The following is a 26,839-nucleotide window of genomic DNA, read 5'->3' as shown; positions in this document are numbered from 1 at the left end:
CCGCGCGCCACCCGGCCGCGCGGTGCGACCCAGGGAGTTCACATGCGCTATCGCGTCCTCGGCGGCACCGGCATCGAGGTCAGCGTCCACTGCCTCGGCACCATGATGTTCGGCGCGGTCGGCAACCCCGACCACGACGACTGTGCCCGGATCGTCCACGCGGCACTCGACCGCGGGATCAACTTCGTGGACACCGCCGACATGTACTCCGCCGGCGAGTCGGAGGAGATCGTCGGCAAGGCCCTGCGCGGCCGGCGCGACGACGTGGTGCTCGCCACGAAGGTGCACTTCCCGATGGGTGAGGGGCCGAACCGGGGCGGCAACTCACGACGGTGGATCGTCCGGGAGGTCGAGGACAGCCTGCGCCGGCTGGGCACCGACTGGATCGACCTCTACCAGGTGCACCGTCCGGACCACACCACCGACGTCGAGGAGACGCTCGGCGCGCTCACCGACCTGGTCCGGGCCGGGAAGATCCGTGCGTTCGGCTGCTCGACCTTCCCGGCCGAGGAGATCGTGGAGGCGCACCATGTCGCCGAGCGGCGCGCGCTCGGCCGCTTCCGCACCGAGCAGCCGCCGTACTCGATCCTGGCGCGCGGCATCGAGGCGTCGGTGCTGCCGGTCTGCCGCCGCTACCGGATGGGTGTGCTGGTGTGGAGCCCGCTGGCCTCCGGGTTCCTGTCCGGCCGCTACCGGCAGGGCCGGCCCGTCGACCTCGGCGCGGGCCGGCCCGCGCTCACCCCGGCCCGGTTCGACCCGGCGCTGCCGGGCAACGCCGCCAAGTACGCCGCCGTCGAGGACCTCGTCGCGCTCGCCGACGAGGTGGGCTGCACGCTGCCGCAGCTCGCCGTGGCGTTCACCGCCGCGCACCCGGCGGTCACCTCGACCATCATCGGACCGCGCACCATGGATCAACTGGACGCGCTGCTGGCCGGGGCGGAGTTGACGCTCGGCGACGCGGTGCTGGACCGCATCGACGAGATCGTCCCGCCCGGCACGAACCTCTACCAGCCCGACGGCGTCTGGTCCCCGCCCACCCTGACCGACCCGTCCCACCGCCGCCGCCCCCTTGCCGAGCGGGCCGCCGCCTGACCCACGCCCTTCCCGCCCGCCCGGTCCCGCCCGCTCACCCGCCCTTCCGCACGTCCCGCCTCCGTCCCGACCCTCGGCTCCCGGCTCGTCGATCATGGGCTTCCTGCCCCGGCAAAGAGCGCGAACCGGGCATCCGAGGGGCCGAAACCGCAAGATCGACGGGGCGGGGCGGGGCGACGCGGGAAAGGCGGGGCGAAGGGCGAGGCCAGGCGACGCGGGAGCGGCGGGAGGGCGCGGGGGGAGGGGGAGGGCGGGCAGGGGAACTGCGTCGACAGGGGACGGCTGCGGAATCACACTGGGCGGGTGGAGCATCGGGATCTCGTTCGGGTGAGCAAGCGGCTGTCGCTGGCGTTGCGGCACCGGCCCGACGCGTTCGGGCTGCGACTCGACCGCGCGGGCTGGGTGCCGGTCGCCGACGTGCTCGCCGGGCTGCGGATCAGCCGCGCCCAACTGGACGCCGTGGTCGCGGGCAACGACAAGCAGCGGTTCGCGGTGGAGACCGGCCCGGACGGGGCCGACCGGATCCGCGCCAACCAGGGGCACTCCGTTCCGGTCGACCTCGGCCTGACCCCGGCCGCGCCGCCGCCCCGGCTGTTCCACGGCACCGGCGAGGCCGTGCTGGACGCGATCCGGGCGCAGGGGCTGCGCCGGGGCGGCCGTCACCACGTACACCTGTCGCCTGATGTGGCGACGGCGCGGCGTGTCGGCGCGCGCCGGGGCGGCGCGGTGGTGGTGCTGACTGTGGACGCGGCGGCGATGGCCGAGGCCGGGTACCTGTTCTACCGCTCGGCCAACGGGGTGTGGCTCACCGACACCGTGCCGCCGCCCTACCTCAGCACCACCTGAAGCAGCGGTCAGCAGGCGGTGACCGGGTGGGCCACCACGGCGTCGAACAGGTATGCGAGGTCGTTCGGCGCGGCCCGGTCGGGCTGCCGCGCGCCGGTACTGTCGGTGGCGCGGGCGCGCAGGACGTGCCGTCCGGCGGCCGGCGGGCGCCAGCGGACCGTCCAGCGCTGCCAGGCGCCACCCCGGTCGGCCTCGACCAGGTCGGCGGGGCGCCACCCGTCGCCGGTGTCCACCTCGACGTGGGCGATCGGGCCGTTGCCGGACCAGGAACGGCCGGTCAGCAGCACCTCCTCCCCGGCCGGCACCCGGGCGTCCCAGGGCAGCTCGAACGCGCTGCGCACCGGCTGGGCGGTGAGCACTGTGCCGTCGGCCGGGTGACCGGGGCCGAACATCCGGTAGAACTGCGTGTTCCACGGTGAGAACAGGGGAGTGGTGGAGACCTCGATCGCACCCACCCACTTGATCGAGGAGATGCCGACCCATCCGGGCACCACGACCCGCACCGGGAAACCGTGGTCGGCGGGCAGCGGCTGGCCGTTCATCTCGTACGCCAGCAGCACGTCGTCGAGCGCCTTCGCGACGGGCATCGGACGGCGTACCCGGCCGAGGTTGACCCCGCCGCTGACGTAGTCCGGGTCGAGGCCCTCGGGCATCACGTCGACCGCCTCGTCACGCAGCCCGGCCAGGCGCAGCACCGTGCCGAGCCGGACGCCCCGCCACCGGGCCACGCCGACGCTCCCCAGCCCCCACGCCACGCCCGGGGCGGGCTCGTCCTGCTGCTCGGCGAAGTAGCGCCGCCCGTTGCCGGCGCACTCCAGCAGCGCCGCGTGCTCCTCGGCGGGCAGCCGGCGCAGCTCGTCGAGGTCGAACTCGACCGGGTTGTCGCGAGTGGGCGCACCGCGCAGGCCGTCGCCGAACAGCCGCAGCCGCCAGGTGGCCGCGTCCAGGTGCGGGGTGAGCGTGTGGTTGCGGACGAAGAAGCGGTCGATCGGGACCACGTACCCCTGGCCGGCCATCGACGGCCAGCGCATTTCGGCGTTGGTGTCCAGCGGGCGCAGCAGCTCCGTCGGCAGCGGCTTGACGATCGGCGCGCCGGGGTCGACGCCGACCGGCGCGGACGCCACCGCGACCGGCTCGCGTTCCGCGGCGGCGGCGGTCACCGCGGCCATCGCCGCGCCCACTTCCAGCAGCCGGTCGCGGTCGACGCCCGGCCCGTGCGCCTGCCCGGCGAGCCACTGACGGCTCCGGTCGGCGTCGTGGACGGCTTCGGCTGAGGACGAGGACTGACTCACGACTGACCTCCGGGGTGGGCGACGCTGCCTTTCCTATTCAATCAGTAGGACTTTTCGTCGATCCATCGCAGGTGGGCGGCGGCTCCGACAGTCAGCCGGCGGGTACGCCGAGGCGGTCGAGCAGGTGGCGGCGCAGCGCGCCGAGGGCCGGGTCGTCGGGGCTCGGGGACGGGCCGAGGCGTACCGGCACCTCCTCGGCGATCACTCCGTCGTCGAGGAGCAGGACGCGGTCGGCGAGCAGCAGCGCCTCCTCCACGTCGTGCGTCACCAGCAGCGCCGCGAAGCCGTGCTGGGCGCGCAGCCGCCGCAGCAGCCCCTGCATGCGCAGCCGGGTCAGCGCGTCGAGCGCGCCGAACGGTTCGTCCAGCAGCAGCAGGTCCGGTTCGCGGACCAGCGCGCGGGCCACCGCGACCCGCTGCGCCTGGCCGCCGGACAGCTCGGCCAGCCAGGCCCGGCCCCGGTCGGCGAGCCCCACCTCGGCCAGCGCGCGACCGACCCGCCCGCCCACGTCCGGCCCGGCCAGGCCGAGCGCCACGTTGCCGGCCACCCGCTTCCACGGCAGCAGCCGGTGCTCCTGGAACACCACGGCGGCGGTGCCGTGCACCGCGTGCTCGCCGCCCGCGTCGCCGTCGAGCCCGGCCAGCACGCGCAGCAGCGTGCTCTTGCCGGATCCGCTGCCGCCGAGCAGCGCCACCGTCTCCCCGGCGGCGATGGTCAGGTCCACCCCGGCCAGCACCACCGCCGGGCCGAAGGACCGGGTCACCGCCCGTGCGGTGAGCACCGGCCCGGTCAGGTCGCCCGCAGTCCGCGTCGCCACGCCAGCGTCCTCCTCTCCGCGTACCGGATGAGCAGGTCGGAGGCCAGCCCCAGCAGCGCGTAGACGAGCAGGCCGAGCACCACCACGTCGGTCTGGCTGAACTCGCGCGCCTCCATCATCAGGAACCCGACGCCGGTCTGCGCGTTCACCTGCTCGCCGACGACCAGGCTGAGCCAGGCCGCGCCGATGGCCAGCCGCAGCCCGAGGAACAGCGCCGGCAGCGCGCCGGGCAGCACCACGTGCCGCAGCCGGGCCGCCAGGCCGAGACCGCAGGTGCGCGCCGCCTCCACCAGCCGCTCGTCGATGTCGCGGATGCCGGCGTACGTGTTGAAGTAAATCGGGAAGAACGCGCCGAGCGCGACGAGCGTGACCTTCAGCGACTCGCCGATGCCGACCCAGATGATCAGCAGCGGGACCAGGCCCAGGTGCGGCAGCATCCGGGCCATCTGCACCGGCGGGTCGACCAGGTCGTCACCGAGGCGCAGCAGCCCGGCCGCCGCGCCGAGCACCAGCGCCAGGCCGCCGCCGATGAGCAGGCCGAGCGCGGCGCGGGTGAGGGAGTCGAGCAGGTGCACGCCGAGCGTGCCGTCGCGCGCCAGCCGCCACCCGGTGGCCAGCACCGCGCTGGGCGCGGGCAGCTTCTCGGCGGCGAGCAGCCCGGTCCGCGCGGCGACCTCCCAGCCGAGCACCAGCACGAGCGGGCTCACCGCGCGCCGCCACCGCCGCGAGGCGCGGACCCGCGACCGCCGCGGCGTCGCCCGATCGGGTACGACCGCCGGGGCGGCCTCGGCCAGCGCCGGACCACTCACTGGAACGCCTCGTTGAACCGGCCGTCCACCCGCCCGGCGATGTCGACCGGTCCGGGCACCAGCTTCAGCTCCACGAAGCTGTCCGCGATGGCCTGCAACTCGGCGCCGATCTCCGGGGTGACCGGGGCGAGCGGCTTGGCGCTGCGGGCCAGCGCCCGGGTGGTCACGTCGAGCGGGATCTTCAGCTCCGGGGCGAGGACGGCGGCCCGCTCGGCCGGATGGGCGATGCCCCAGTCCGTGGTCTGCCGGTACGTGTTCAGGAACGCCCGTACGTCGTCGGTACGGTTCTTCACCGCGTCCGGCGCGGCGAGCACGTACTCGCGGTTGCCGGCCAGGCCGGTGGCGTCGGCGAGCACCCGTACGCCCGGCTGCTCGGCCAGCGCGAAGTAGGGATCCCAGATGATCCACGCGTCGACCTGCCCGTTGTCGAACGCGGGCCGCCCCTCGGCGGGCTTGAGGTACTTCACGTCGATGTCGGCGAGCGTCATCCGGTTCGCCTCCAGCAGCTTCACCAGCAGCCAGTGCACGTTGGAGCCCTTGTTCAGCGCGACCGTCTTGCCCCGCAGGTCGGCGAAGCCGCGGTACGGGCTGTCCGCCTTGACCAGAACCGCCTCGCCCTGCGGGATCGGCTGCGAGGTGCCGACCACGGAGAACGGGATCTTCCCGGCGGCGGCGAACACCGGCGGCGCCTCGCCGACCTGGCCGATGTCGATCGAGCCGGCCTTGAGCGCCTCGGTCAGGGCCGGTCCGCTCTCGAACAGCGACCAGGTGACGTTCTTCGCGTCGCCGCGCGCCTTGACCAGGCTGAGCCCGCCGAAGCGCTGGTAGCCGATCCGCAGCGGCCCGTCGCCGCCGCTGGCGTCGGCCGCCTCGCCGCCGCAGGCCGTCAGCGCCGTCGCGGCGAGCAGCGCGAGGGTGGTGAGCAGCGCGGCCACCGGCCGGCGCGATCTGGGGGTACGCATGGCGACTCCTCGGGGAGGGATGGACCCGGCCGTCGGCGGGCGAGAGCAACCTACCAACCCGATAGGTTTTATGGGTAGTCTGTCGGCGCGGTCGTCCCACCACTCAGGAGGCGGCCCGTCCGATTCCGCACCGGAGGTACACCATGTCGCTCACCTTCCACTGGTTCCTGCCGACCTACGGCGACAGCCGGGACATCGTGGGTGGCGGTCACGGCGTACCGGTCGGCACGGCGGGTGGCGCGCGACCGGCCAGCGTCGCGTACCTGGGGCAGATCGCCCGCACCGCCGAGCAGCTCGGCTTCGCCGGGGCGCTCACCCCCACCGGCGCCTGGTGCGAGGACGCCTGGCTGACCACCGCCATGCTCACCGAGGTGACCGAGCGGCTGAAGTTCCTCGTCGCGTTCCGGCCCGGCCTGCTCTCACCCACCCTCGCCGCGCAGATGGCGTCCACGTTCCAGCGCCTGTCCGGCGGGCGGCTGCTGCTCAACGTGGTCACCGGCGGCGAGTCCGCCGAACAGCGGGCGTACGGCGACTTCCTGGACAAGGACGCCCGCTACGCGCGTACCGACGAGTTCCTGCACGTGGTGCGGGCGCTGTGGCGTGGTGAGACGGTCGACCACGACGGCGCCCACGTGCGGGTCGAGGGCGCCCGGCTCGGCCGGGTGCCCGACCCGGTGCCGCCGGTCTACTTCGGCGGGTCGTCCGGCGCGGCCGGGCCGGTGGCCGTCCGGCACAGCGACGTGTACCTGACCTGGGGCGAACCGCCCGCGCAGGTGGCCGGGAAGCTGGACTGGATCCGTGGGCTCGCCGCCGAGGCCGGTCGCGAGCTGCGGTACGGCATCCGGCTGCACGTGATCAGCCGGGACACCGCCGAGGAGGCGTGGGCCCAGGCCCGCAAGCTGCTCGACGGCATCCCCGAGGCCGACGTGCGCGCGGTGCAGGAAGGGCTGCGGCGCAGCGAGTCCGAGGGGCAACGGCGGATGCTCGACCTGCACGGCGGCTCCCGCGACGGGCTGGAGGTCTCGCCGAACCTGTGGGCCGGATTCGGGCTGGTACGCGGCGGCGCGGGCACCGCTCTGGTCGGCAGCCACACCGAGGTCGCCGACCGGATCGCCGAGTACCACGCGCTCGGCCTGGACGAGTTCATCCTCTCCGGTCACCCGCACCTGGAGGAGGCGTACTGGTTCGGCGAGGGCGTGCTGCCGATCCTGCGGCGGCGCGGGCTGTGGCGACACCCGGCCGGTGAGCCGGAGACCGAGGCGCCGGCCGCCGTGCCGTTCTCGCCCCAGCCGGTCCCGGCGCGCGGCTGACCGCGCCGTCCCCGTCCCGGGCTGAGCGTGCCGGGCCCTCCGGCGCTGCCGGATTCGTCGCGGTCAGTCCGGGCGTTGGCCGGCGAGGAAGTCGGCCAGCACCCGGGTGTGTGTGGAGAAGGCCAGCTCGACCGGGTCGGTGAGCACCAGCCACTCGGTGGCCTCCTCGGTCGGTGCCGACGGCGGCAGGTCACCGACCGGCCGTTCGGGCAGCACGCCGAAGACCATCATGGTGCCGCCCGCCGGTGCGCCGTGCACCGCGAACAGCCGCGCCTCGCCCGCCTCGGCCAGCAGGCCGGTCTCCTCGCGCAGCTCGCGGACGAGCGCCTCGGACCACTCCTCGCCGTATTCGATGAAGCCGCCCGGCAGCGCGAGCTGCCCACGCGCCGGTTCGATGTCGCGTCGCACCACCACCACGCCGAGCCCCTGCGGCGTGCGGACCGGCAGCACCGCCACCGCCACCGGCAGCGGATTGCGCCACACCGTCTCGCCGCAGGAGGAACAGACACGCGGCCACCCGGCGCCCGCCGGGTAGGCGGCGCCGCAGAACGAGCAGTGCGAGTACGCGGTCACGCCGCAGCACGTTACCCGCACCCCCGGCCCCAGGTCAGGCGTCACCCCCTCGGGCCGGCGAGCGTGGCGCGCGCCTCCATCAGGGCGAACCCGAGCAGGTTGTCGCCCCGCCACGTCGCCGGGTCGGCGGCGCGTGGGTCGCCGGCGGTCAGGCCGATGCCCCAGACCCGGTCGGTCGGGCTGGCCTCGACGAGCACCCGGTCGCCGGTGCCGAGCAGGAACCGCCGCAACGGCTCGTGCCGGGCGAACTTGGCGACGCTGCCGGCCACCACGATCTCGTAGCGCCGGGCCGCCCAGGTCGCCTCGTCGAAGTCGCGGACCTGCCGCCCGAGCGCCTTGGCCCGGTGCGGATGCCCGGCGGCCAGCACCCGCTCGGCGATCGCGTGGTCACCGAAGAGGGTGGCCTTGTGCCACATCATCCAGTGCTCGGCGGTGGCGAACTCGCGGCCGTCCACTGTGAACGCCGCCGGCCACCACTGGCTCAGGCAGCTCGCGCCGATGCTGCCGTCAGGCCGTGGCCGGTGCCCCCAGAAGTGCAGGTACTTGAACGTCTCGCCGGTGCCGAGCGCGGCGGTCAGGTCGGCGACGGAACGGATCGGCATGCCCCGCAGTCTGCCCCACCCCACCGACGTCCCACCCCCGCATTTCGCCCCCCGACAAGGCACCGCCCGCCTCCCGCGCACCGGCTTTGACCGTCTCGCCACGCCCGTCGCGCGTCTCCCGTCGACGCAGTCGCCCGAAGCCCGCCTCCAGCCCGCCTCCTGCCCGCCGCACGAGGCGCGATCTCCCACGTCGAGGGAAGTGCGTTCCGCATCCCGGGAGGCAAAGACATCTTGGTAGCAAGAGGCCCCTATGAGGGCCCTTTCCTACCAAGATCTCGGAGAACCCGGCGAGGAGCCGCACCATGTCCCGTGACCCTCGCCGATCTTGCACTTTGGTGGCCCCCAATCCAGGTGAAATTGGGCATCCCAAGGGCCCGAACTGCAAGATCAGCGAGGGCGAGGGCGAGGGCGAGGGTGGGTTACGGGGTGGGGGAGGCGGTGTAGAAGGACCGCACGCGCTCGCCTGCGGCGTGTGCCTCCTCGGCGGGGGTGCCGGCCTCGACGCTTGCCGTCGTCCAGCCGGTGCTGGACTCGGTGACGAAACGACGGCCCTCCTCCGAGGCCATCCATTCGGCTGCGGCGGCCGGGTCGACGCCCGTGCCGTCGGTGGCGAAGTGGGAGGCCAGGCCGACCAGCGCCAGGTCCCAGCCGATGCCGACCGCGCCCGGGCCGTACTCGGCCCACCGCTGGTCGTCGACGTGCGCGACGTGTTCCAGCTCGAAGCGGGTGCGCCCCGGTCCGGCCTCGCGCAACCGCACCTCGATCCAGCTCACCTCGCCGCCGAACTCCCAGGTGGCGGCGAAGCCGTGCGGCGGGTCGCAGCGTTGGACCGTGCCGCCGGCGTTGCCCTCCAGCTGGTACCGGCCGCCGAGGCTCAGGTCGCCGGTGACCGGCAGGAACCAGCGCGGTATGCGTTCCGGGTTCGTGCACGCGTCGAAGACGTCGGCGACCGGTGCGTCGTACGTCTGGGCGATGGTGAGCACCCGCGCCTGCCCGGCGGGGAGCGTACGGGCGCCGATGTGGCGCTCGACGGCGCTGATCTGTCCGGTCACGTCGATCATGGGTCGGTCCTCTCGTCGTCGGTGCTGTCCTCGCGCAGCCGTCGTTCGCGGCGGCCCCGGGCCAGCTCGGTGGCGAGCGCCGCCAGTGGCGGCGTCCAGAAGCGGCGGAACCCGTCCAGCCACGCGTCGATCTCGCGCAGCGGGCCGGGGTCCACGGCGTAGAGCCGGCGGGTGCCGTCGGCGCGCACCGTGGTGAAGCCGTGCTCGCGCAGCACCTTGAGGTGCTGGGAGACGGCGGGCTGGCTGATGCCGAACTCGCGCCGCACGGTCTCGCCGAGCGCGCCGGCGGGTTGCTCACCGTGGGCGAGCAGTTCCAGGATCCGGCGGCGGACCGGGTCGCCGAGGACGTCGAAGGCGTGCACCACGCCTTTGTATCAGACTCGGCTTATATAAGCGAGGAATGACACTGACACGACGCGGGGCGCCCGTCGCACCCGGGCGCCCCGCGTACCCCCGTGGTCAGCCACCGAGACGGGCGGCGACGGTACGGCGCAGCTCCGGCAGGCGGCCGTGCAGCAGGCCCGGGCACTGCGTGTCGTTGAAGTCCTTGTGCCCGTAGATCTCGGTGGGCGCGATGCCGTACTGCTGGCAGGTGAACGCGCAGAACGTGACCAGGCTGTTCCAGAGCGCCTGGGGCGGCTGCACGTCCACGTAGATGCCGTCGTTCTCGATGCCGATGGCCTGGCTGTTCTGCCCGACGCAGTGCGCGCCCTGCACCATGGTCTGGCCGTGCAGCAGCGCGTAGAGGCTGCCGTGCCGGCCCTCGGTCAGGTAGCCGCCCCGGCTGTTGGTGAAGTGCTGCCCGGAGTCGAGCCAGCCGTTGCTGTCCATGTGCAGGTTCTGGATGTCGCGGGAGTTGCGGTACGCCTGGGCGAGGCTGTAGTCGGTGGTGTTCGGGAACGCCGTGTGGTGGACGATGATCTTGTTGGGCCGACCGGCCACCACGCTCACCGGTGACGAGGGCGGGCGGGCGCCCCAGGTCGCGCAGTTGGCGATGGTCGGCTGGTCGACCCGGGTGGCGGCGGCCCGCGCGTCGGGGCCGGAGCCGATCCGGGTCAGCGCGCCGACGCCGGCGGCGGCGCCGAGCAGGACCGCGCCGCGCAGCACGGTCCGCCGGGGTGCGGGAAGGGACATCGCAACCTCCTCGGGAGAGAGGGGCGGCCGGGCGTGGCGGGACCGGCACCGCCCGCCACGCCCGGGCCGGGTCAGCAGGGTCCGTTGCAGGCCAGTACGCGCAGCCGGTCGAGCGAGCCGTTCCACACGTTCTGGTCACCGGGGAAGACGCCGGAGGAGGACCACTGCCAGAACGAGTACGTGCCCCAACCGGCCGGCAGCGTGCCCACGCTGCCGGCGTAGCGGGCGATCCACAGCGGGTTGTTGGCGGCGAACTGCGAGGTGTTGCCGGTGCAGGTGCTCCACCAGTCGGTGGTGGTGTAGATGGTGGCCCACCGGCCGGTGCGGGCGTAGTACTGGTTGACGAACGAGGCGATCCAGCTGCGCATCGACGCCTGGCTCAGCCCGTAGCAGGTCGCGCCGTACGGGTTGTACTCGATGTCCAGCGCGCCGGGCAGCGTCCGCCCGTCCTTCGACCAGCCGCCGCCGTGGTCGACGAAGTAGTTGGCCTGGGTGGCGCCGGTCGTGGTGTCCGGGCGGGCGAAGTGGTACGAGCCGCGGATCATCCCGACGTTGTACGAGCCGTTGTACTGCTGGGCGAAGTACGGGTTGGTGTAGTAGGTGCCCTCGGTCGCCTTGACGTACGCGAACCGGGCGCCGTTGGCCCACGCCCCGGACCAGTTCACGTTGCCCTGGTGGCTGGACACGTCCATGCCGGGCAGCCCGGCCGGGGCGGCGCCGGCGGGGGCCGCCCCGGACAGGACCGCCGCGGCGACGGTGGCGGTGGCGAGCAGCGCGGCTCCGGCCGCGCGCAGCGCCGATCGGATCGAACGGTGCATCTGTCCTCCCTGGGGGTTGCCGCGCTCCGGCGGCGGGAGTATGACGAAAGGAACTGTCGTCATTAGGTCACAGGGCGGAGAAACCTTTCAATAGATTGCATCGAAGAATCTCACTGGATTGGGTGCTCAGCCGAGCTGGGCGAGCGCCTCGGCGGCGGCGCGCTCGCCGGCGGTCACCGCGCCCTCCAGGTAGCCGCTCCACCGGGTCGCCGTCTCGGTGCCGGCCCAGTGCACCCGGCCCACCGGCGCACGCAGCTCCGGGCCGTACGCGCACCACGCGCCGGGCGGCAGGACGCCGCAGAAGCAGCCACGCGTCCACTCGTCGGCCGACCAGTCGTACTCGACGAGGTCGTCGGGGCGCGCGGCGGCCGGGCCGAAGATCGCGGCGAGCGCGTCGCGCAGCGCGTCCCGGCGCGCGTCGTCCGGCAGCCGGCGCAACGCCCGCGCCTGCGCGCCGTAGCTGAACGCGGTGAGCACCCCGCCCGGCGCGCCCGGCAGCGAGTTGTCCACCGTCTCCGTGAGCGGCCCGGTGTCGGTGCTGGACACGCCGGAGCGGCCGTCCGCGCGCCAGAACGGCTCCGGGTAGAGCGCGTGCACCTTGAGCGCCACACCCATCGGCATCCGCTGGGTCAGCCCGTCGCGCAGCGGCGGCAGCGGCGGGTCGTACCGGATGCGCCCGGCCAGCGCCGGTGCCAGCGCGACAACCGCCGCGTCGCCGCGGTACGTCTCGCCGCCGGCGCGCACCCGCACGCCGTCGCCGTCCTGCGCGACGCCGTCCACCGGCGCGCGCAGGCACACACTCCCCGGCGGCAGCGCGGCCGCCATCCGCTCGGCCAGCACAGCCGGGCCGCCGACCAGCCGGTCCTGCTGGGCGCCACCGGCCATGCCGAGCAGCGACCGGGTACCGCCGCCGCTGCGCAGGTAGAACAGCATGTGCAGCAGCGAGACCTCGTCCGGCGACGCGGCCAGCAGCCCACCGGCGAGCAGCCGGCCCGCGTACCCGGCGGTGACCGCGTCGGCGGCGCTCGCGTCGAGCCAGCCGCCCAACGTGATCCGGTCCCACCGGACCGCGTCGTCCGCCCGCCACGGCGCGGCCGGGTCGAGCCGGGCCGCCATCTCGTCGAGCGTGCCCAGCAGCGCGGACAGCCCGGGCGGTTCGCCGGTGGCCGGGCGCCCGCCGAGCAGCAGCGTCGGCGCGCCGTGCGCGGGGGAGGGGAAGGTGGCCGGACCGTACGCGGCGACGAGCGCGTACATCCGGTCCTGGGTCGGGCCGATCCACTGCGCGCCGAGATCCAGCCAGCCGCCTCCGGGCAGCGGGCGGCTCAGCGTCCGGCCGCCCACCCGGTCCCGCGCCTCCAGCACCCGCACCTGCGCGCCCGCCGCGTCCAGCGCGAGCGCGCACGCCAGGCCGGAGAACCCGGCGCCCACGACGACGACCCGGTGGCGGCGCACGCGACGGCGTACCCCGCTCCCGGCCGGATTCACCCGGCCCGGCGTGTCGAAACGGGCGTCAGTCGTTCGTGTGGAGGGTGAAGGGACGGCACCGGGCCGTCCGGCGGTGACGAGGAGAAGCCGATGAAGCAGTACCTGATCAGCATGTACCAGCCGGCCGGGCAGGGCCGTCCCGACCCGGAGTTCCTGGCCGGGGTGATGCGCGAGGTCGAGGCCATCGGCCGGGACCTGCGGGAGGCGGGGTGCTGGGTGTTCGGCAACGGCCTGCACGACCCGCAGACCGCCACCGTGCTGCGCCCGGCCGGTGACGAGGTGCTGGTCACCGACGGGCCGTTCGCCGAGGGAAAGGAGTACCTGGGCGGCGTCACCGTCATCCGGGCGCCGGACCTGGACGCCGCGCTGGACTGGGGCCGCCGCTACGCCCTGGCCACCACGCTGCCGATCGAGGTCCGCCCGTTCCAGGGCGAGGGATGACCGACGTCGAACGGGTCTTCCGGGCCGAGTACGGCCGCGCGGTAGCCGTCCTGGTCCGTCTCCTCGGCGACATCGACCTCGCCGAGGAGGCGGTCCAGGAGGCGTTCGCCATCGCCGTGACGCGCTGGGCCGCCGACGGGCCGCCGCCCAGTCCGGCCGGCTGGATCATCACCACCGCCCGGAACCGGGCGATCGACAGGTTGCGGCGCGAGGCGACCCGGGAGGCGCGGCACGCCGAGGCCGCCCTGCTGCACGCCGCCGACCCGCCCGCCGAGGAGGGGCCCGTGCCCGACGACCGCCTGCGCCTGATCTTCACCTGCTGCCACCCGGCGCTCGCCGCCCCCGCCCGGGTGGCGTTGACGCTGCGCCTGCTCGGCGGCCTGAGCACCGCCGAGATCGCGCGGGCCTTCCTGGTACCGGAGCCGACGATGGCCCAGCGCCTGGTCCGGGCCAAGGCGAAGATCCGCGACGCCGGTATCCCGTACCGGGTGCCGCGCGACGCGGACCTGCCGGACCGGCTGCGCGGGGTGCTCGCCGTGGTGTACCTGATCTTCAACGAGGGGCACACGGCGAGCGCGGGGGAGCGGCTGGGCCGCGCCGAGCTGGGCGCCGAGGCGATCCGGCTGGGCCGGCTGCTGGTGACGTTGATGCCGGACGAGCCGGAGGCGCTCGGCCTGCTCGCGCTGATGCTGCTCACCGAGGCGCGCCGCGAGGCCCGGACCGGCCCGGACGGTGTGCCGGTGTCGCTGTCCGAGCAGGACCGTGGCCGGTGGGACCGGGAGCTGATCGCCGAGGGGCAGGAGCTGGTCCGCCGGTGCCTGCGACGCGGCCGGCCCGGCCCGTACCAGATCCAGGCCGCGATCGGCGCGGTGCACGCGGACGCGGCCACCGCCGCCGCCACCGACTGGGGGCAGATCCTCGCGCTCTACGACCAGCTGACGGCCGTCGCGCCCGGGCCGGTGGTGGCGCTGAACCGGGCCGTCGCGCTGGCCGAGGTACGTGGACCGGCGGCCGGACTGGCCGCTGTGGACGGTCTGGACCTGGGCGGCTACCACGTGTGGCACGCGATCCGGGCCGACCTGCTGCGTCGCCTGGACCGCCCGGCGCAGGCCCGGGCGGCGTACGACGCGGCGATCGCCGGTACCGGCAACGCGGCGGAGCGAACGTTCCTGCGCCGTGCCCGCGACCGCGTGCCGGGATGATCGCACCGACCGTGCACGTAGGAGCCCGGGAGCCCGGAGAAAGGAGCCGTGATCGTCGGGGCATTGACGCGGCGGCAGAGAAAAGTACACTCCCGGTGTAATTAGTTTTTCCGCGCTCCGTCGACCGGCACGAGGTGACGATGAGCCCACCGGACACAGCCGCCGACGGCCTGGCGCTGCACCACGTCGGCGTACGCTTCGGCGGCCTGGTCGCCCTCGACGACGTCTCGCTGCGGGTGCCGCCCGGCCGGGTCGTCGGCGTGATCGGGCCCAACGGCGCCGGCAAGACCACGCTGTTCAACGTGGTCTGCGGCTTCGTCCGGCCGACCGAGGGGTCGCTCACCCTGGACGGCCGGCCGTTCCGGCCTCGCCCGCACGCCCTCACCCGGCTCGGCATCGCCCGCACCCTCCAGGGCGTCGGTCTGTTCGCCGGGCTGACCGTGCTGGAGAACGTGGTCGCCGGCGCGAGTCACACCGCCCGCGCCGGCTTCGCCGCCGCGCTGTTCGGCCTGCCCCGCAGCGACAACGACGAACGGCGGCTGCGCGCCCGGGCGCTGGACCTGCTCACCGAGCTGGGCATCGAGAAGTACGCCGACGCGGTGCCCGCCACCCTGCCGTACCCGGTGCGCAAGCGGGTCGCGCTGGCCCGCGCGCTGATCGCCCGGCCCCGGCTGCTGCTGCTCGACGAACCGGCCGGTGGTCTCGGCGCCGAGGACGTGACCGAGCTGGCCGACCTGGTCCGCGCGCTGCCCGGACGCGACGACGGCTGCGCCGTGCTGCTCGTCGAGCACCACATGGACCTGGTCATGTCGGTCTGCGAGGAACTGGTGGTGCTCGACTTCGGCAAGGTGATCGCGGCCGGCCCGCCGGAACGCATCCGCGACGACCCCCGGGTCACCGAGGCGTACCTGGGCGCCGACGTGCCCACCGAGGGGAGCACCCGGTGACCGCCGTGCTCGAGGTCGAGGCGCTCAGTTGCGGCTACGGACCCGTGCCGGTGCTGCGCGACGTCGCGTTCACCGTCCCGGCCGGCACCGTCACCGCCGTGCTCGGTGCCAACGGCGCGGGCAAGACCACGCTGCTGCGTACCCTTTCGGGTCTGCTCCGGCCCACCGGCGGCCGGGTCCGGTACGCGGGCGAGGACCTGCGCGGCGTCCGGGTGGAACACCTGGTCCGGCGCGGCCTGGCGCACGTGCCGGAGGGGCGCGGCGTGGTGACCGAGCTGACAGTGGCGGAGAACCTGCGCCTGGGCGGGCTGTGGCGGCGCGACCGGGCTGACGCCCGGCGCGCGCTGGACGAGGTGTACGAGCTGTTCCCCGCGCTGGCCCGCCGCCGCGACCACGCCGGACACCAGCTCTCCGGCGGGGAACGGCAGATGCTCGCGATCGGGCGGGCGCTGATCGCCCGGCCCCGGCTGCTGCTGCTCGACGAGCCGTCGCTCGGGCTGGCGCCCAAGGTGGCCGCGCAGATCATGGCGCTGCTGCGGCGGCTGCGCGACGAACGAGGGCTCACCGTGCTGCTCGTCGAGCAGAACGTGCGCACCGCGCTGTCCGTCGCCGACCAGGGCATCGTCATGTCGCTCGGGCAGGTCGTGACGGCCGCGCCGGCCGCCCGGCTGCGCGACGACGACCAGCTCCGGCACGCGTACCTCGGATTCTAGGAAGGGGTCGCGGATGGAGCGGTTCTGGTTCCTCACCTTCGACGGGCTCGCCGCCGGGGCGGTCTACGCGGCGTTCGCGCTCGCGCTGGTGCTCATCTGGCGGGCCGCCCGGGTGGTCAACTTCGCCCAGGGCGCGATGGCGGTGGCCACCGCCTACGTCGGGTACGCGGTCGTCTCCGCCACCGGCTCGTACTGGCTGGGCCTGGCCGCCGCGATCCTGTCCGGGCTGGCGCTGGGCGCGCTCGTGGAGCGGGTGCTGATGCGCTTCGCCGGCCCGGGCGGCCCGCTCAACCAGGTGATCGTCGCGCTCGGGCTGGTGCTCGTCATCCAGGCGGTGCTGGGCATGGTCTTCGGCAACGACTACCGGCCCGCCCCGGCGCCGTTCGACACCGACGCGCTCACCATCGCCGGGGTGGCCGCGCTGTCCCCGTACGACCTGTGGGTGCTCGGCGCGGCGCTGACGGTGGTGGCGCTGCTCGCGCTGCTGTTCACCCGTACCCCGGTCGGCCTGCGGATGCGGGCCGCCGCGTTCGCGCCCGAGGTGTCCCGGCTGCTCGGCGTCAGCGTCGGCCGGATGCTCACGCTGGGCTGGGCGCTCGCCGCCGGGGTCGGCGCGCTGGCCGGGATGCTCGTCGTCCCCACCGGACTCGGCCTGCACTCGCACGCCATGGACCTGGTCTTCGTGGTCGCGTTCACCGCCGCCGTGGTCGGCGGCCTGGACAGCCCGGTCGGCGCTGTCGTCGGCGGCCTGCTGGTCGGGCTGATCCTGTCCTACGTCACCGGCTACCTGGGACCGGACACCACCCCGCTGGCCGTCCTGGTGCTGCTGCTGTCCGTCCTGCTGGTCCGCCCCGGCGGGCTCTTCTCCGCGGCGAGAGCGAGGCACGTGTGACGAGCACACCCACCGAGATCGCGTCCGCCGCGCCGTCCCCGCTGCGGCGGCTGCTCCCCGGCGCGCCGGCCGGACGCGAGGCGCGCGGCTCCACGCTGCTGCGTCACCTGGCGGTGGCCGTGTTCGCCGGCACGCTCGTCGTGCTGGTCACCAACCAGCTCGCGCCGTACCAGAATCTCCAGGTGGCGCGCGTCTGCGCGTTCCTCTGCGTCACCGCCGGGCACACGGTGCTGGTCGGGCTCAACGGCCAGCTCTCCCTCGGGCACGGCGCGCTGATGGCCACCGGCGCGTACACCATGGCCCTGACCCAGCAGGCCCTCGACGAGCGGGCCGTACGCGGCTGGTGGACGCTGCCCGCGTCGCTGCTCGCCGCCGTCGCGGTGACCGCGCTCGGCGGGCTCGTGGTCGGGCTCGCGGCGGCCCGGCTGCGCGGGCCCTACCTGGCCGGCGTGACCCTGGCCGTGGCGACGCTCGTCCCGGCGGTCACCACGATCTTCACCGGCGTGTTCAACGGCGAGCAGGGACTGCCGTTCCCGGCGCAGACGCCACCGGCCGCGCTCGGCGCCTACTTCCAGCCCGAGCGCTGGCTGGCCTGGATCGCGCTGGCCGCCGCGCTGCTCACCGTGCTGCTGCTGGCCAACCTGGTGCGCAGCCGCTTCGGCCGGTCCCTGCGGGCGGTCCGCGACGACGAGGTCGCCGCCCGGCTCGCCGGCATCCCGGTGGCCCGCACGCAGGTGCTCGCGTTCGTGGTCAGCGCCGCCTGCGCCGGCCTGGGCGGCGGCGTGTACGCCATGCTCACCGCCACCGTCGCGCCCGGCAAGTTCCCGCTGGACCTGTCGCTGTTCCTGCTCATGGCGATCGTGATCGGCGGGCTGGGCAGCCTGGCCGGCGCGGTCTGGGGAGCGGTGCTGCTGGTGGCGCTCCAGGACCTGCCCGGCCTGCTCACCGAACACCTCAGCCTGTCCGCCGGGCTGGCCCAGCGGTTGGAGGGCAACCTCGCGCTCGCCGTGTTCGGCCTGGTCCTGATCGTCGTCATGCTCGCCGCCCCGGGCGGCCTGCAGGGCGGGGTGCGTGCCCTCACCACCCGCCTGCGCAGGGCTGTCCGCCGTCGTCCCGCCACCCGCCGGTCGCCGGACCGCTGACCTCACCGGTTCCACCCACACCGTTCGCACCGTCGCACCGGAATGGAGAACCATGCGCACCACCACCCGCCGCGTTCTCGCGGCCGCCGCCGGCCTGGCCCTGCTGGCCGCGCTGCCGGCTTGCGCCGACGACGAGAAGCAGGCCGCCGAGAACGTTCCCGGCGTCAGCGACTCCGAGGTCGTCATCGGCACCCACCAACCGCTCACCGGACCGGCCGCGCCCGGCTACTCGAAGATCTCCGCCGCCACGAAGGCGTACTTCGAGCACGTCAACAGCAAGGGCGGCGTGCACGGCCGGAAAATCGTCTACAAGGTCATGGACGACGGCTACAACCCCGCCAACACCGAGAACGTGGTCCGCAAGCTGGTGCTCGACGACAAGGTCTTCGCGCTGCTCGGCGGCCTGGGCACGCCCACGCACACGAACGTGCTGGAATTCGTCAAGACGCAGAAGGTGCCGGACCTGTTCGTCGCCTCCGGCAGCCGCAACTGGAACCAGCCGGACAAGTACCCGACCACGTTCGGCTGGCAGCCCGACTACACGGTCGAGGGCAAGATCCTGGCCAGCTACGTCAAGCGGGAGTTCCCCGGCGCGAAGGTCTGCCACTTCGGGCAGAACGACGACTTCGGGCGGGACTCGCTGGCCGGGGTCGAGCAGGTCCTCGGCCCGGTCGCGGCGAAGCAGACGTACACCACCACCAACCAGCAGGTCGGCCCGGCCATCGGCGCGCTGCGCGCGGCCGGCTGCCAGGTGGTCATCTCGGCGACCATCCCCGGCTTCACCGCACTGGCCATGGGCCAGGCCGCCGGGCAGGGCTTCAAGGCGCAGTGGGTGGTGTCCAACGTGGGCGCCGACTACACCACGCTGTCCGCGCAGCTCGGCGACAAGAAGGTGATTCTCGAGGGCATGGTCGCCGACAACTACCTGCCGATGGTGGGCGACACCGCGAACCCGTGGATCCAGGAGTTCACCAAGATTCACCAGAGGTACAACGCGGGCAACCCGGTCGACGGCAACGCGATCTACGGCTACTCGATGGCGTACACCTTCGTCCAGGCGATGCTCGCCGCCGGGCCCGACCCCACCCGGGAGAAGCTGGTCGAGGCCGTGCGCAAGGGCGGCTTCCGTGGCCCGGGCCTGACCCCGTTCCGGTACGCCGAGGGCGTGCACGCCGGCTACGGCGGCGTCCGGCTGACCAAGGTGAGCAACGGCGCGCAGGAGTACTTCGGTCCCGCGTACACCACCGACGACGGTGACGGCGCGGTCACCGAGTTCAGCGAGCCGCCGACGAACCCGCCGGCGGACGCCGTGCCGACGTCCTGACCGCGTGCTGTCGCCGGGCGGCCGGGTGCCGGTCGCCCGGCGGCACGCACGTAGAGTGGCCGCCGGCAGACGAGCAACAGGAGAGCCCGTACCCATGATCGAGCTGGAGACCGACCCGCCGGAGCGGGTGGACGGCCGGGCGGCGCGGGCCGAGCGGACCCGGGCCGCGATCGTGGAGGCGCACCTGGCCCTGATCGACTCCGGTGACCTGCGGCCCACCGGGGAACGGATCGCCGAGCGGGCCGGGGTGTCGCTGCGCACGCTCTGGACCAACTTCAAGGACATGGAGACGCTGTTCGCCGCGACCGGGCGTCGCGTCGGCGAGCGGCAGGCTTCGCTCTGGCGGCCGGTCTCGCCGGACCTGCCGCTGACCGCCCGGATCGCCGCGTTCTGCGACCAGCGCGCTCGGCTGCTGGAGGTGCTGGCGCCCTCGGCCCGCGCGTCGGCGTTGCGGGAGCCGTTCTCCCCGCAGTTGCGCCGCAACCGGGAGGCGGCCGTCGCCCGGGTCCGGCAGGAGATCGAGGCGGTGTTCGCCCCGGAGCTGGCGCAGGCCGGGCCGGGCCGGGAGCAGTTGCTGGACGCGCTCACGGTGGCCGGCACCTGGTCGGCCTGGTCGATGATGCGCGACTCGATGGGGCTCGACGTCGACACGGCCCGCGCCGTGATGGCCCGTACGCTCGGCGCGCTGCTGGTCGACGCGATCGCCGCCGGCCTGCGCTGAGCGCTCCCGGCGGCCCGGGCTGAGCGCCCGCGGCGGCCGGCGGCTGCCTCGGCCCCGCCGGCCTCCGCGTTCAGTCCTCGCGCAGCAGGCGCAGGATGCGGGTCAGTTCGGCCCGGTCGTCCGGCGAGAGCGCGCCGAAGAACCGTTCCGCCTCGGTGGCCCGCGCCTGCCGGATCGCGGTGCCCACCCGCTCGCCCTCGGCGGTGGGCGCGACCAGCGTGGCCCGCCTGTCGCCCGGGTCGGGTCGTCGCTCGACCAGGCCCCGCTCCTGCAACCCGTCGACCACCTCGGTGGCCGAGCGCGGGGCGATGCGCAGGTGCTCGGCGAGCGCGCCGGGCCGCAGCGCGCCGTGGCGCATCAGCACGCCGAGCGCCCGCGCCTGCCCGGGGCTGATCTCCCACGGCTGAAGCGCGCGCTTGGTCTGGTGCCGCAGCCGCCGGGTCACCGCCCAGAACGTCTCGGCCAGGCTCTCGTCGCTGCCGTTCACGGGGAATACGGTAGCAGGCTTTCGTGTTGTTCCCTCATGTTGAGGTAACCTCAGCATTGTCGGTAACCTCGGCATTCGTCCCCCACACGAGGAGCACCCTTGGATCGCATCCCCGACGGCCGCCGTGACGGCCGAAACGTCTCTCCCGCCGAGAAGGCCCAGGCCCGCGAGGTGTCCCTGCGCCGCATCGGCGGCCTGTTCACCGCCCACCGAGGCCCGCTCACCACCGTGGTGGCGATCATCGTGGCGTCCTCGATCATCGCGATGGCCACGCCGTTCCTGCTGCGTACGGTGATCGACCGGGCCCTGCCCGAGCGTGACCTGACCCTGCTGGCCTGGCTGGTCGCGGGCATGGTCGCGGTGGCGGCGGTCACCGCCGTGCTCGGCGTCGCACAGACCTGGATCTCCACCCGCGTCGGCCAGGAGGTCATGCACCGGCTGCGCGCCGACGTCTTCGCCCACCTCCAGCGGCAGTCGATCGGCTTCTTCGTGCGCACCCGCACCGGCGAGGTCCAGTCGCGCATCACCAACGACATCGGCGGCATGCAGGCGGTCGTCACCTCCACCGCCACCTCGATCGCCGCCAACCTCACCACTGTGGTCGCCACCACCGTCGCCATGCTGGCGCTGAGCTGGCGCCTCACCCTCGTCTCGACGGTCGTGCTGCCGCCCGCGCTCTGGCTCACCCGCCGGGTCGCCCGGCTGCGTCGGGAGATCACCGCCCGGCGCCAGCGCGAACTGGCCGACCTCACCGTGGCCATCGAGGAAGGGCTGTCGGTCAGCGGCGTACGGCTGGCCAAGACGCTCGGCACCGGCCCGGCCCTGGTCGACCGGTTCACCGCCTCCTCGGCCCGCCTGGTCGACCTGGAACTGCGCTCGGAACTGGCCGGACGCTGGCGGATGGCCGCCATGAGCATCGTCTTCGCCGCCATCCCCGCGGTGATCTACCTCGGCGCCGGCCTGCCCGGTACCGCCGGCACGCTCACCATCGGCACACTCGTCGCGTTCACCGCGCTCCAGGGCAACCTGTTCCGGCCGCTGATAGGCCTGCTCAACGTCGGCGTCACGCTCACCGCGTCGCTTGCCCTGTTCGCCCGCATCTTCGAATACCTCGACCTGCCCGTCGAGGTCGCCGAGCCGGCCCGCCCGGTCCCGCTGGACCCGGCCACCGCCCGCGGCCACCTGCGCGTCGAGGACGTCACCTTCAGCTATCCGGGCAGCGACACCGCCGCCCTCGCGGGCGTCAGCCTGGACGTCCCGGGCGGCACCAGCCTCGCCCTGGTGGGGGAGACCGGCTCCGGCAAGAGCACGCTCGCCGCGCTGATCAGCCGCCTGCACGATCCGGACGCCGGCCGCATCACCATCGACGGGATCGACCTGCGCGACCTGCGCCCGGCCGACCTCGCCGCCGTCGTGGGCGTGGTCAGCCAGGAGACGTACCTGCTGCACGGCACCGTGCGGGACAACCTCCGGTACGCGCGCCCGGACGCCACCGACGCCGACATCGAGGCCGCCGCCCGCGCCGCCCGCATCCACGACCTCGTCGCCGCGCTGCCCGACGGGTACGACACGATGGTCGGCTCGCGCGGTCACCGGTTCTCCGGCGGCGAGCAGCAGCGCCTGGCGATCGCCCGGACCCTGCTCCGCGACCCGCGGATCCTGGTGCTCGACGAGGCGACCAGCGCGCTGGACACGGAGACCGAGCGCGCGGTCCAGCGGGCGCTGGACGAGCTGGCCCGGGGCCGGACCGTGGTGACCATCGCGCACCGGCTCTCCACCGTCCGCGACGCCGACCGCATCGCGGTGCTCGACCACGGCCGGATCGTCGAATCAGGCACCCACGACGCGCTGCTGGAGCGGCGCGGCCGGTACGCCGCCCTGGTCGGCTGAACTCAGGAGAGCCAGCCGCCGGGACAGAAACCTGATCTGCAAGACGTGATTTACAGAGCACCAATGGGTAGAGTGGCGCGGTGCGCAGCGGAGTTCAGGCTCAGGTCCCGGTGCTGAACGTCGGTGACGCCGACGCGGCCGGCCGGTTCTACGCGCTGTTCGGCTACACCGGGCAGCGCGGTGAGGACGGCCGGTCGTGCCTGCGCTGCGGCGACCTGACCCTGCTGATCGTCGAGGGCACCCCGGCCCCGGCCACGCTCTACCTCCACGTCGACGACGTCGCCGCGACCACCGCACGCCTCGTTGCGGCGGGTCACCCGGTCGAGAACGCTCCCGGCGGCGAGTGCCGCACCGCCGACCCGGACGGCAACACGATCCTGTTCGCCCGCCCACCGGGCGTGCCCGCCCCGAAGGTCGAGCCGGACGGGCGACCCGTGCCGGTGCGCCGGGCCGCCCAGGTCGCCGCCCGGCGCGACGGCGCTCCCGGCCACTGCCAGATCGGCGGACCACGAGGCGAGCCCTGCACCGAGCCGGCCGAGGTCAAGCTCGCCGACTCGTGGGGTGACACGGCGTGGGGTTGCCTGACCCACGCCGACGAGACGCTGGTGAACGCGCGCGGCGCGTTCCTGGCCACCGAGGACGGCACCGGGCTCGCCGCGTACCTGGCCGCCCGGCAGGTCCGCCCCGAGACGGCCGCCGTGCCGGGCTGACCCTCCGGGCTCAGACCTGGGGTGGCTCCGGCTCGCCGGGGCGCGGGCGCTGTCCCGGGGCCGGGCGCGGTGCGGGCGGGGGGAGCAGTGGCTCCAACGGGGTGAACGACTCCACCGGTCCGTCCGGCCGCGATCCGCGCCGCGCCCGTCCCGCGTCGCCCGCCGTCCTCGCCTGCTCCGGCGGGTGGTCGCGCCGGTCGCGTTCCTCCGCGTACTCGGCGCGGCGCCGGGCCAGGTCGCGTTCGCACTCCAGCGCGATGCGCTGCTCCCAGTACGGCTGCAGCAGCTTGCGCACCCGCTCGTCCAGGTGCACTGTGACGTCCGGCTCGCAGGCGAACGTCACCTCACCACGCGCGTACGTCCAGGGCGACGGGTCGTCCTCGGCCAGCGCGGCGGTCAACGCGGCGTGCAGGTCGCGGGGGCGGTGCGGCGGCACCTCCGCCGCGCACCGGACGGCCAGCCGGTGCAGGCGCTGCGCGGCCTGCTGCTGGAAGTAGTCCACGTACCAGCCGAACAGCTCCGGCCGTGCCGAGTCCGACGACCAGGTGTAGGTGGCGCGGACCAGGAACACGTACACCTGGCCCTGCGCCGGCACCGCGAGCGGCTCCGGGACGCGCCGGTCGACTGTGGTCACCGGCGTCGGCGGCTCCTCGGTCCACCAGAGCTGCCGCAGCGTCGGCTGCGCGCCGTCCCAGAAGCGCCGGGTCCGTACGCGTGCCGCCTCGCCCAGCGCCCGCGCCCGTACGCTCCAGCGGCGCCGCCGGCTGTCGACCGGCGCGCCGGGCGCGGGCCTGCGGTCGCCCGGTCCCGGATCCTCCGGCACCGCGGTCATCGCACCCCCTCCATGCCGGATCGCCGCACCGCGTCCCGCGGCGTCACCGGGACGCGCGGGCCGTCGGGCGAGGGGTGGCCGGACCGCCGTGCGGTCCGCGATCCACGCTAACAACCCCGGCCGGTGTACGCGCGCAGCCGCGCGTCGGGTGTTGACCGATCGGACGAGCCGCCCCGTAGTCCTATCCGTGGGACTCGAAGCGGGTTCGGTCCCGTTCACGGGACCGACCATCCAGACTCGATCGGCACACCTTGATCCGTGTCCGTGCGGCTCCATAGCGTGAGATTCCGTGATCCTTCGGGGAGGACCAGAACGCATGGGTGTTGACGCTCGCCACGCCGCCGGCCGGACCGTGCGGTTCCTGCGGTCCCTCGCCGAGCGGCAGTACGACCGGGTCTGGACCCCGGACTTCCTGCACCTGACCCCGGACGTGCAGGGCTTCGCCGTGTTCCACCGCGGCGGCCTGGTGCTGGTCTACGGCGCGGTGTCACCGGAGGACCCGGCCCGCTGGGTCTTCCGGATGGCCTGCGTGGCCGGCGCCGACGTGCCCGACATCTCCGGGGCGATGGCCTGGGCGAACATCCGTAACCGGCTGGCGGAGGCCGGGCGCTACTACTGTGTGGTCAAGTCCGACCAGAGCGCCTGCCACGTGGTGTTCGCGCTCGACGTCCGCAGCCCGCTGCTCGACGACGTCACAGCGCCCGACGCGCAGGCGGTGCGGGAACTGCTGCACTTCTCGCTCGCGGTGTGCGTCCACAACGCCGTGGCGGACTTCCGCGACCTGGCGTCCTATCTGCCGGCCCGGCCGCTGGCGCCGACGGAGATCGACGCCTGGACGCTGTTCGCCGGCACCCAGGACTGACCGGGCGGTGGCGGCTCGCGGGCTCGGCGCAGCCCCGCGACCTGCACGAAGATGTCCCGCTTCGCGGTCGCGGTGCCCGGCGGTTGAGCACGTAGCCGGTCGGCCAGATCCAGCCCATGTGCGTCACCTCGGCGCCGACCGGCACGACCCGGAACGTCAGCGCCCGGTCGCCGCCGAACTGCACCGACGCGCGGCCGTCGACTCGCAGCAGGTCACCGGGTTGCGGTGCACGCACGGCTCTACCAGTGGCCGTCGTTCGGCGGGCGGCACTCGCGGGCGTGCATGGCCTGCCAGTCCCGCAGGGCGCGCTTCAGCCTGTCGTTCTCCTGCGCGAGCAGGCGTACCCGCCGGTGCAGCTCGGAAAGCTCGTCGGCGACCCGGGTCTGGAACTCGCGTACCTGATCGGGGTCGACACCCCGCCGATGCGGGTCGAAGGCGTGGGTGCGCACCTCGTGCGGGGTCATCCGGGCCGGTGGGCCGCTCAGGTGGAGCCGCCCTCGCAGCCCGGATCGGCGGTACGGAGGTGGAGCAGTCCGGAGGGTCGGGGCGGGTGCGCACCCGCCCCGACCGGGGGATGAGCCGAACTCGTTGCCACGCGAGGAGTGCCATGCGAGAAGTGCCGGATTACTGGCGCATCGCCGACGATGTGATCGCCGATGTCAGAGGGAAGAAGCTGAAGCCGGGGGACAAGCTGCCCTCAATCGCTGAGCTGCGCGATCGCTACCGCGTGAGTCATGGGACCGTCCAGATGGCGTATGCGCGTCTCGAAGCGTTGCGGGTGATCCGGCGGCAGCAGGGCAAGGGCGTCTTCGTGACGGACCCGAAGACCTGGATGCGCGAGCCGTAGCCGGCGTCGGTCCAGCAGTGCCGCAGTGGGTTGTCCAAGGCTCAACCCCCGACCCGCCGCCCTGCGACTCGCCATACTGTCGTCGATGACTGCGGACGTGCGTACCGAAGACGGTTGTCGCCTGTGGGCCGACCGGGTCGGCGCCGGCGCGCCACTGGTGCTCTGCCACGGCGGCCCGGGCATCTGGGACTACCTCGGCCCGGTCGCCCGGCTGCTCGACGGGCACGCCCGCGTCGTTCGGTGGGACCAGCGTGGCTGCGGGCGTTCTCAACGGCGCGGGCCGTACACGATCGGCCGCTTCGTCGCCGACCTCGACGCGGTACGCGAACACCTGGCCGGACCGCGAACGGCAGTGCTGGGCCACTCGTGGGGCGCGCACCTGGCGCTGCGGTACGCGATCGAGCACCCGGAGCGGGTCAGTCACCTGATCTACGTGTCCGGCACCGGCATCGACCCCGAACGCGGCTGGCATCCGCACTACGAGCGGAATCTCAGGCGGCGGCTCGGGCCCCATCTGAACCGCTGGGAGGCGCTGGGTGCACGCACCCTCACTCCTGCCGAGGAACGCGAACGGGCGGTCCTGCAATGGTCGGCCGACTTCGCCGACCCGGACGCCGCCATGCCGCACGCCGAGGGCATGGCCACGCCGTGGCTGGGCATCAACCACGACTGCAACCGGGCCGTCAACGCCGAGGTCAAGCAGGAACTCCGCGCCTCCCAGATCGCCGCGCGGTGCCGGACGCTCGACGTCCCCGTGCTGATCATCGACGGCCCCGAGGACATCCGCCCCCGCTGGGGCGTCGACTCACTGGAGCAGGCGCTGCCGAACTGCGAGCGGGTCAGTCTCCCCGGATCGGGTCATCTGCCGTGGGTCGAGAATCCGCGCGACTTCCGCCGGGCCGTGGCAGCCTTCCTCGCCGCCGTGCCGTGAGGCGGCGACGGACGGTGGTGAGGCTGACGGGTATCTGACTTCAGGCTCAGTCGTGTGTATGAAGATCCGCTAAGGTCACCCACAGCACCCGCATCGC

The 26,839-nt window shown here is 74.0% G+C and carries 30 protein-coding genes; 16 read left to right on the top strand and 14 right to left on the bottom strand.

The window, feature by feature from the left end; genetic code table 11:
- Positions 1-42: 42 nt before the first annotated feature.
- Both V6U82_RS01605 and V6U82_RS01600 read left to right on the top strand, forming a co-directional pair.
- The gene (locus tag V6U82_RS01605) at positions 43-1,092 is read left to right on the top strand and encodes an aldo/keto reductase (RefSeq protein WP_334458722.1); all 1,050 of its coding nucleotides are present in this window, start codon (positions 43-45) and stop codon (positions 1,090-1,092) included.
- Between the two features lie 303 nt (positions 1,093-1,395).
- Positions 1,396-1,938 carry an RNA 2'-phosphotransferase gene (locus tag V6U82_RS01600; protein ID WP_334458720.1) on the top strand — a complete coding sequence of 181 codons (543 nt, stop codon included), beginning with the start codon at positions 1,396-1,398 and terminating at the stop codon, positions 1,936-1,938.
- Between the two features lie 8 nt (positions 1,939-1,946).
- Here V6U82_RS01600 and V6U82_RS01595 read toward each other — a convergent pair whose 3' ends face one another.
- From V6U82_RS01595 to V6U82_RS01580, 4 genes are all read right to left on the bottom strand, one after another.
- Positions 1,947-3,230, bottom strand: a complete 1,284-nt coding sequence (locus V6U82_RS01595; protein WP_334458719.1) for a sulfite oxidase — start codon at positions 3,228-3,230, stop codon at positions 1,947-1,949.
- A gap of 91 nt (positions 3,231-3,321) precedes the next feature.
- Positions 3,322-4,047: an ABC transporter ATP-binding protein gene (locus V6U82_RS01590; protein WP_334458718.1), complete on the bottom strand. Its 726-nt coding sequence runs from the start codon at positions 4,045-4,047 to the stop codon at positions 3,322-3,324.
- Positions 4,020-4,856, bottom strand: coding sequence for an ABC transporter permease (locus V6U82_RS01585; RefSeq protein ID WP_334458717.1), 837 nt, complete (start codon positions 4,854-4,856; stop codon positions 4,020-4,022). Before V6U82_RS01585 ends, V6U82_RS01590 begins: the two co-directional genes overlap by 28 nt.
- Positions 4,853-5,818 carry a sulfonate ABC transporter substrate-binding protein gene (locus tag V6U82_RS01580; protein ID WP_334458716.1) on the bottom strand — a complete coding sequence of 322 codons (966 nt, stop codon included), beginning with the start codon at positions 5,816-5,818 and terminating at the stop codon, positions 4,853-4,855. The genes V6U82_RS01585 and V6U82_RS01580 overlap by 4 nt, the downstream gene beginning before the upstream one ends.
- Before the next feature lie 143 nt (positions 5,819-5,961).
- On the opposite strand from V6U82_RS01580, the gene V6U82_RS01575 reads away from it, so the two are divergent.
- Entirely contained in the window at positions 5,962-7,128 is a 1,167-nt protein-coding gene (locus V6U82_RS01575) for an LLM class flavin-dependent oxidoreductase (protein WP_334458714.1), read from the top strand.
- A gap of 63 nt (positions 7,129-7,191) precedes the next feature.
- On the opposite strand, the gene V6U82_RS01570 is transcribed toward V6U82_RS01575, so the two are convergent.
- From V6U82_RS01570 to V6U82_RS01540, 7 genes are all read right to left on the bottom strand, one after another.
- Complete coding sequence (locus tag V6U82_RS01570; protein WP_128138014.1) at positions 7,192-7,701, bottom strand: NUDIX domain-containing protein; 510 nt, start codon at positions 7,699-7,701, stop codon at positions 7,192-7,194.
- Between the two features lie 41 nt (positions 7,702-7,742).
- Positions 7,743-8,303, bottom strand: a complete 561-nt coding sequence (locus tag V6U82_RS01565; RefSeq protein ID WP_334458712.1) for an NADAR family protein — start codon at positions 8,301-8,303, stop codon at positions 7,743-7,745.
- Positions 8,304-8,722: 419 nt separating this feature from the next.
- Positions 8,723-9,364 (bottom strand): SRPBCC family protein, encoded by a 642-nt coding sequence (locus tag V6U82_RS01560; RefSeq protein WP_334458711.1) that lies wholly within the window; start codon positions 9,362-9,364, stop codon positions 8,723-8,725.
- On the bottom strand, positions 9,361-9,726 hold the full coding sequence (locus V6U82_RS01555; protein WP_334458710.1) for an ArsR/SmtB family transcription factor: 366 nt from the start codon (positions 9,724-9,726) through the stop codon (positions 9,361-9,363). The genes V6U82_RS01560 and V6U82_RS01555 overlap by 4 nt, the downstream gene beginning before the upstream one ends.
- Positions 9,727-9,823: 97 nt before the next feature.
- Entirely contained in the window at positions 9,824-10,498 is a 675-nt protein-coding gene (locus V6U82_RS01550; RefSeq protein ID WP_128138989.1) for a peptidoglycan recognition protein family protein, read from the bottom strand.
- Between the two features lie 71 nt (positions 10,499-10,569).
- Positions 10,570-11,316 (bottom strand): lysozyme, encoded by a 747-nt coding sequence (locus tag V6U82_RS01545; protein ID WP_334458709.1) that lies wholly within the window; start codon positions 11,314-11,316, stop codon positions 10,570-10,572.
- 126 nt (positions 11,317-11,442) lie between these two features.
- On the bottom strand, positions 11,443-12,801 hold the full coding sequence (locus V6U82_RS01540) for a flavin monoamine oxidase family protein (protein ID WP_334458707.1): 1,359 nt from the start codon (positions 12,799-12,801) through the stop codon (positions 11,443-11,445).
- 90 nt (positions 12,802-12,891) lie between these two features.
- On the opposite strand from V6U82_RS01540, the gene V6U82_RS01535 reads away from it, so the two are divergent.
- From V6U82_RS01535 to V6U82_RS01500, 8 genes are all read left to right on the top strand, one after another.
- A complete protein-coding gene (locus V6U82_RS01535; protein ID WP_071094667.1) occupies positions 12,892-13,242 on the top strand; it encodes a YciI family protein in 351 nt (116 codons plus the stop codon).
- Positions 13,239-14,444: an RNA polymerase sigma factor gene (locus V6U82_RS01530; protein ID WP_334458705.1), complete on the top strand. Its 1,206-nt coding sequence runs from the start codon at positions 13,239-13,241 to the stop codon at positions 14,442-14,444. Before V6U82_RS01535 ends, V6U82_RS01530 begins: the two co-directional genes overlap by 4 nt.
- A 140-nt stretch (positions 14,445-14,584) precedes the next feature.
- Positions 14,585-15,391, top strand: coding sequence for an ABC transporter ATP-binding protein (locus V6U82_RS01525; protein ID WP_334458704.1), 807 nt, complete (start codon positions 14,585-14,587; stop codon positions 15,389-15,391).
- Positions 15,388-16,104, top strand: a complete 717-nt coding sequence (locus V6U82_RS01520; RefSeq protein ID WP_071094673.1) for an ABC transporter ATP-binding protein — start codon at positions 15,388-15,390, stop codon at positions 16,102-16,104. The genes V6U82_RS01525 and V6U82_RS01520 overlap by 4 nt, the downstream gene beginning before the upstream one ends.
- Positions 16,105-16,117: 13 nt before the next feature.
- Positions 16,118-16,996, top strand: coding sequence for a branched-chain amino acid ABC transporter permease (locus V6U82_RS01515; protein ID WP_128138012.1), 879 nt, complete (start codon positions 16,118-16,120; stop codon positions 16,994-16,996).
- On the top strand, positions 16,993-18,138 hold the full coding sequence (locus tag V6U82_RS01510; protein ID WP_334458703.1) for a branched-chain amino acid ABC transporter permease: 1,146 nt from the start codon (positions 16,993-16,995) through the stop codon (positions 18,136-18,138). The genes V6U82_RS01515 and V6U82_RS01510 overlap by 4 nt, the downstream gene beginning before the upstream one ends.
- A 52-nt stretch (positions 18,139-18,190) precedes the next feature.
- Entirely contained in the window at positions 18,191-19,462 is a 1,272-nt protein-coding gene (locus V6U82_RS01505) for an ABC transporter substrate-binding protein (RefSeq protein ID WP_334458701.1), read from the top strand.
- 94 nt (positions 19,463-19,556) lie between these two features.
- Positions 19,557-20,183: a TetR/AcrR family transcriptional regulator gene (locus V6U82_RS01500; RefSeq protein WP_128138010.1), complete on the top strand. Its 627-nt coding sequence runs from the start codon at positions 19,557-19,559 to the stop codon at positions 20,181-20,183.
- A 70-nt stretch (positions 20,184-20,253) separates the two neighbouring features.
- Here the strand turns inward: V6U82_RS01500 and V6U82_RS01495 are convergent, their stop codons facing one another.
- Positions 20,254-20,670, bottom strand: coding sequence for a MarR family winged helix-turn-helix transcriptional regulator (locus tag V6U82_RS01495; RefSeq protein ID WP_334458698.1), 417 nt, complete (start codon positions 20,668-20,670; stop codon positions 20,254-20,256).
- Positions 20,671-20,769: 99 nt separating this feature from the next.
- On the opposite strand from V6U82_RS01495, the gene V6U82_RS01490 reads away from it, so the two are divergent.
- Positions 20,770-22,560, top strand: coding sequence for an ABC transporter ATP-binding protein (locus tag V6U82_RS01490; protein WP_334458697.1), 1,791 nt, complete (start codon positions 20,770-20,772; stop codon positions 22,558-22,560).
- An 80-nt stretch (positions 22,561-22,640) separates the two neighbouring features.
- The gene (locus tag V6U82_RS01485) at positions 22,641-23,270 is read left to right on the top strand and encodes a VOC family protein (RefSeq protein WP_334458696.1); all 630 of its coding nucleotides are present in this window, start codon (positions 22,641-22,643) and stop codon (positions 23,268-23,270) included.
- Between the two features lie 10 nt (positions 23,271-23,280).
- Here the strand turns inward: V6U82_RS01485 and V6U82_RS01480 are convergent, their stop codons facing one another.
- Positions 23,281-24,102: a hypothetical protein gene (locus V6U82_RS01480; RefSeq protein WP_334458695.1), complete on the bottom strand. Its 822-nt coding sequence runs from the start codon at positions 24,100-24,102 to the stop codon at positions 23,281-23,283.
- 316 nt (positions 24,103-24,418) lie between these two features.
- Between V6U82_RS01480 and V6U82_RS01475 the strand changes: the two genes are divergently transcribed.
- Positions 24,419-24,964, top strand: a complete 546-nt coding sequence (locus V6U82_RS01475) for a hypothetical protein (protein WP_334458693.1) — start codon at positions 24,419-24,421, stop codon at positions 24,962-24,964.
- Between the two features lie 239 nt (positions 24,965-25,203).
- Here V6U82_RS01475 and V6U82_RS01470 read toward each other — a convergent pair whose 3' ends face one another.
- Positions 25,204-25,428 (bottom strand): DivIVA domain-containing protein, encoded by a 225-nt coding sequence (locus V6U82_RS01470; protein ID WP_334458692.1) that lies wholly within the window; start codon positions 25,426-25,428, stop codon positions 25,204-25,206.
- Positions 25,429-25,571: 143 nt separating this feature from the next.
- Here V6U82_RS01470 and V6U82_RS01465 point away from each other — a divergent pair, with 143 nt between their 5' ends.
- Both V6U82_RS01465 and V6U82_RS01460 read left to right on the top strand, forming a co-directional pair.
- The gene (locus V6U82_RS01465) at positions 25,572-25,811 is read left to right on the top strand and encodes a winged helix-turn-helix domain-containing protein (RefSeq protein ID WP_116506312.1); all 240 of its coding nucleotides are present in this window, start codon (positions 25,572-25,574) and stop codon (positions 25,809-25,811) included.
- 85 nt (positions 25,812-25,896) lie between these two features.
- Positions 25,897-26,742: an alpha/beta fold hydrolase gene (locus V6U82_RS01460; protein WP_334458690.1), complete on the top strand. Its 846-nt coding sequence runs from the start codon at positions 25,897-25,899 to the stop codon at positions 26,740-26,742.
- The last annotated feature ends 97 nt before the right edge of the window (positions 26,743-26,839 follow it).

Origin of the sequence: Micromonospora sp. CPCC 205554 (genome assembly GCF_036902745.1) — a bacterium.
GTDB classification, from domain to species: Bacteria; Actinomycetota; Actinomycetes; order Mycobacteriales; family Micromonosporaceae; genus Micromonospora; species Micromonospora tulbaghiae.
The sequence above is the reverse complement of the archived record's forward strand: the minus strand, read 5'-3'. Positions and strand labels throughout refer to the sequence as shown.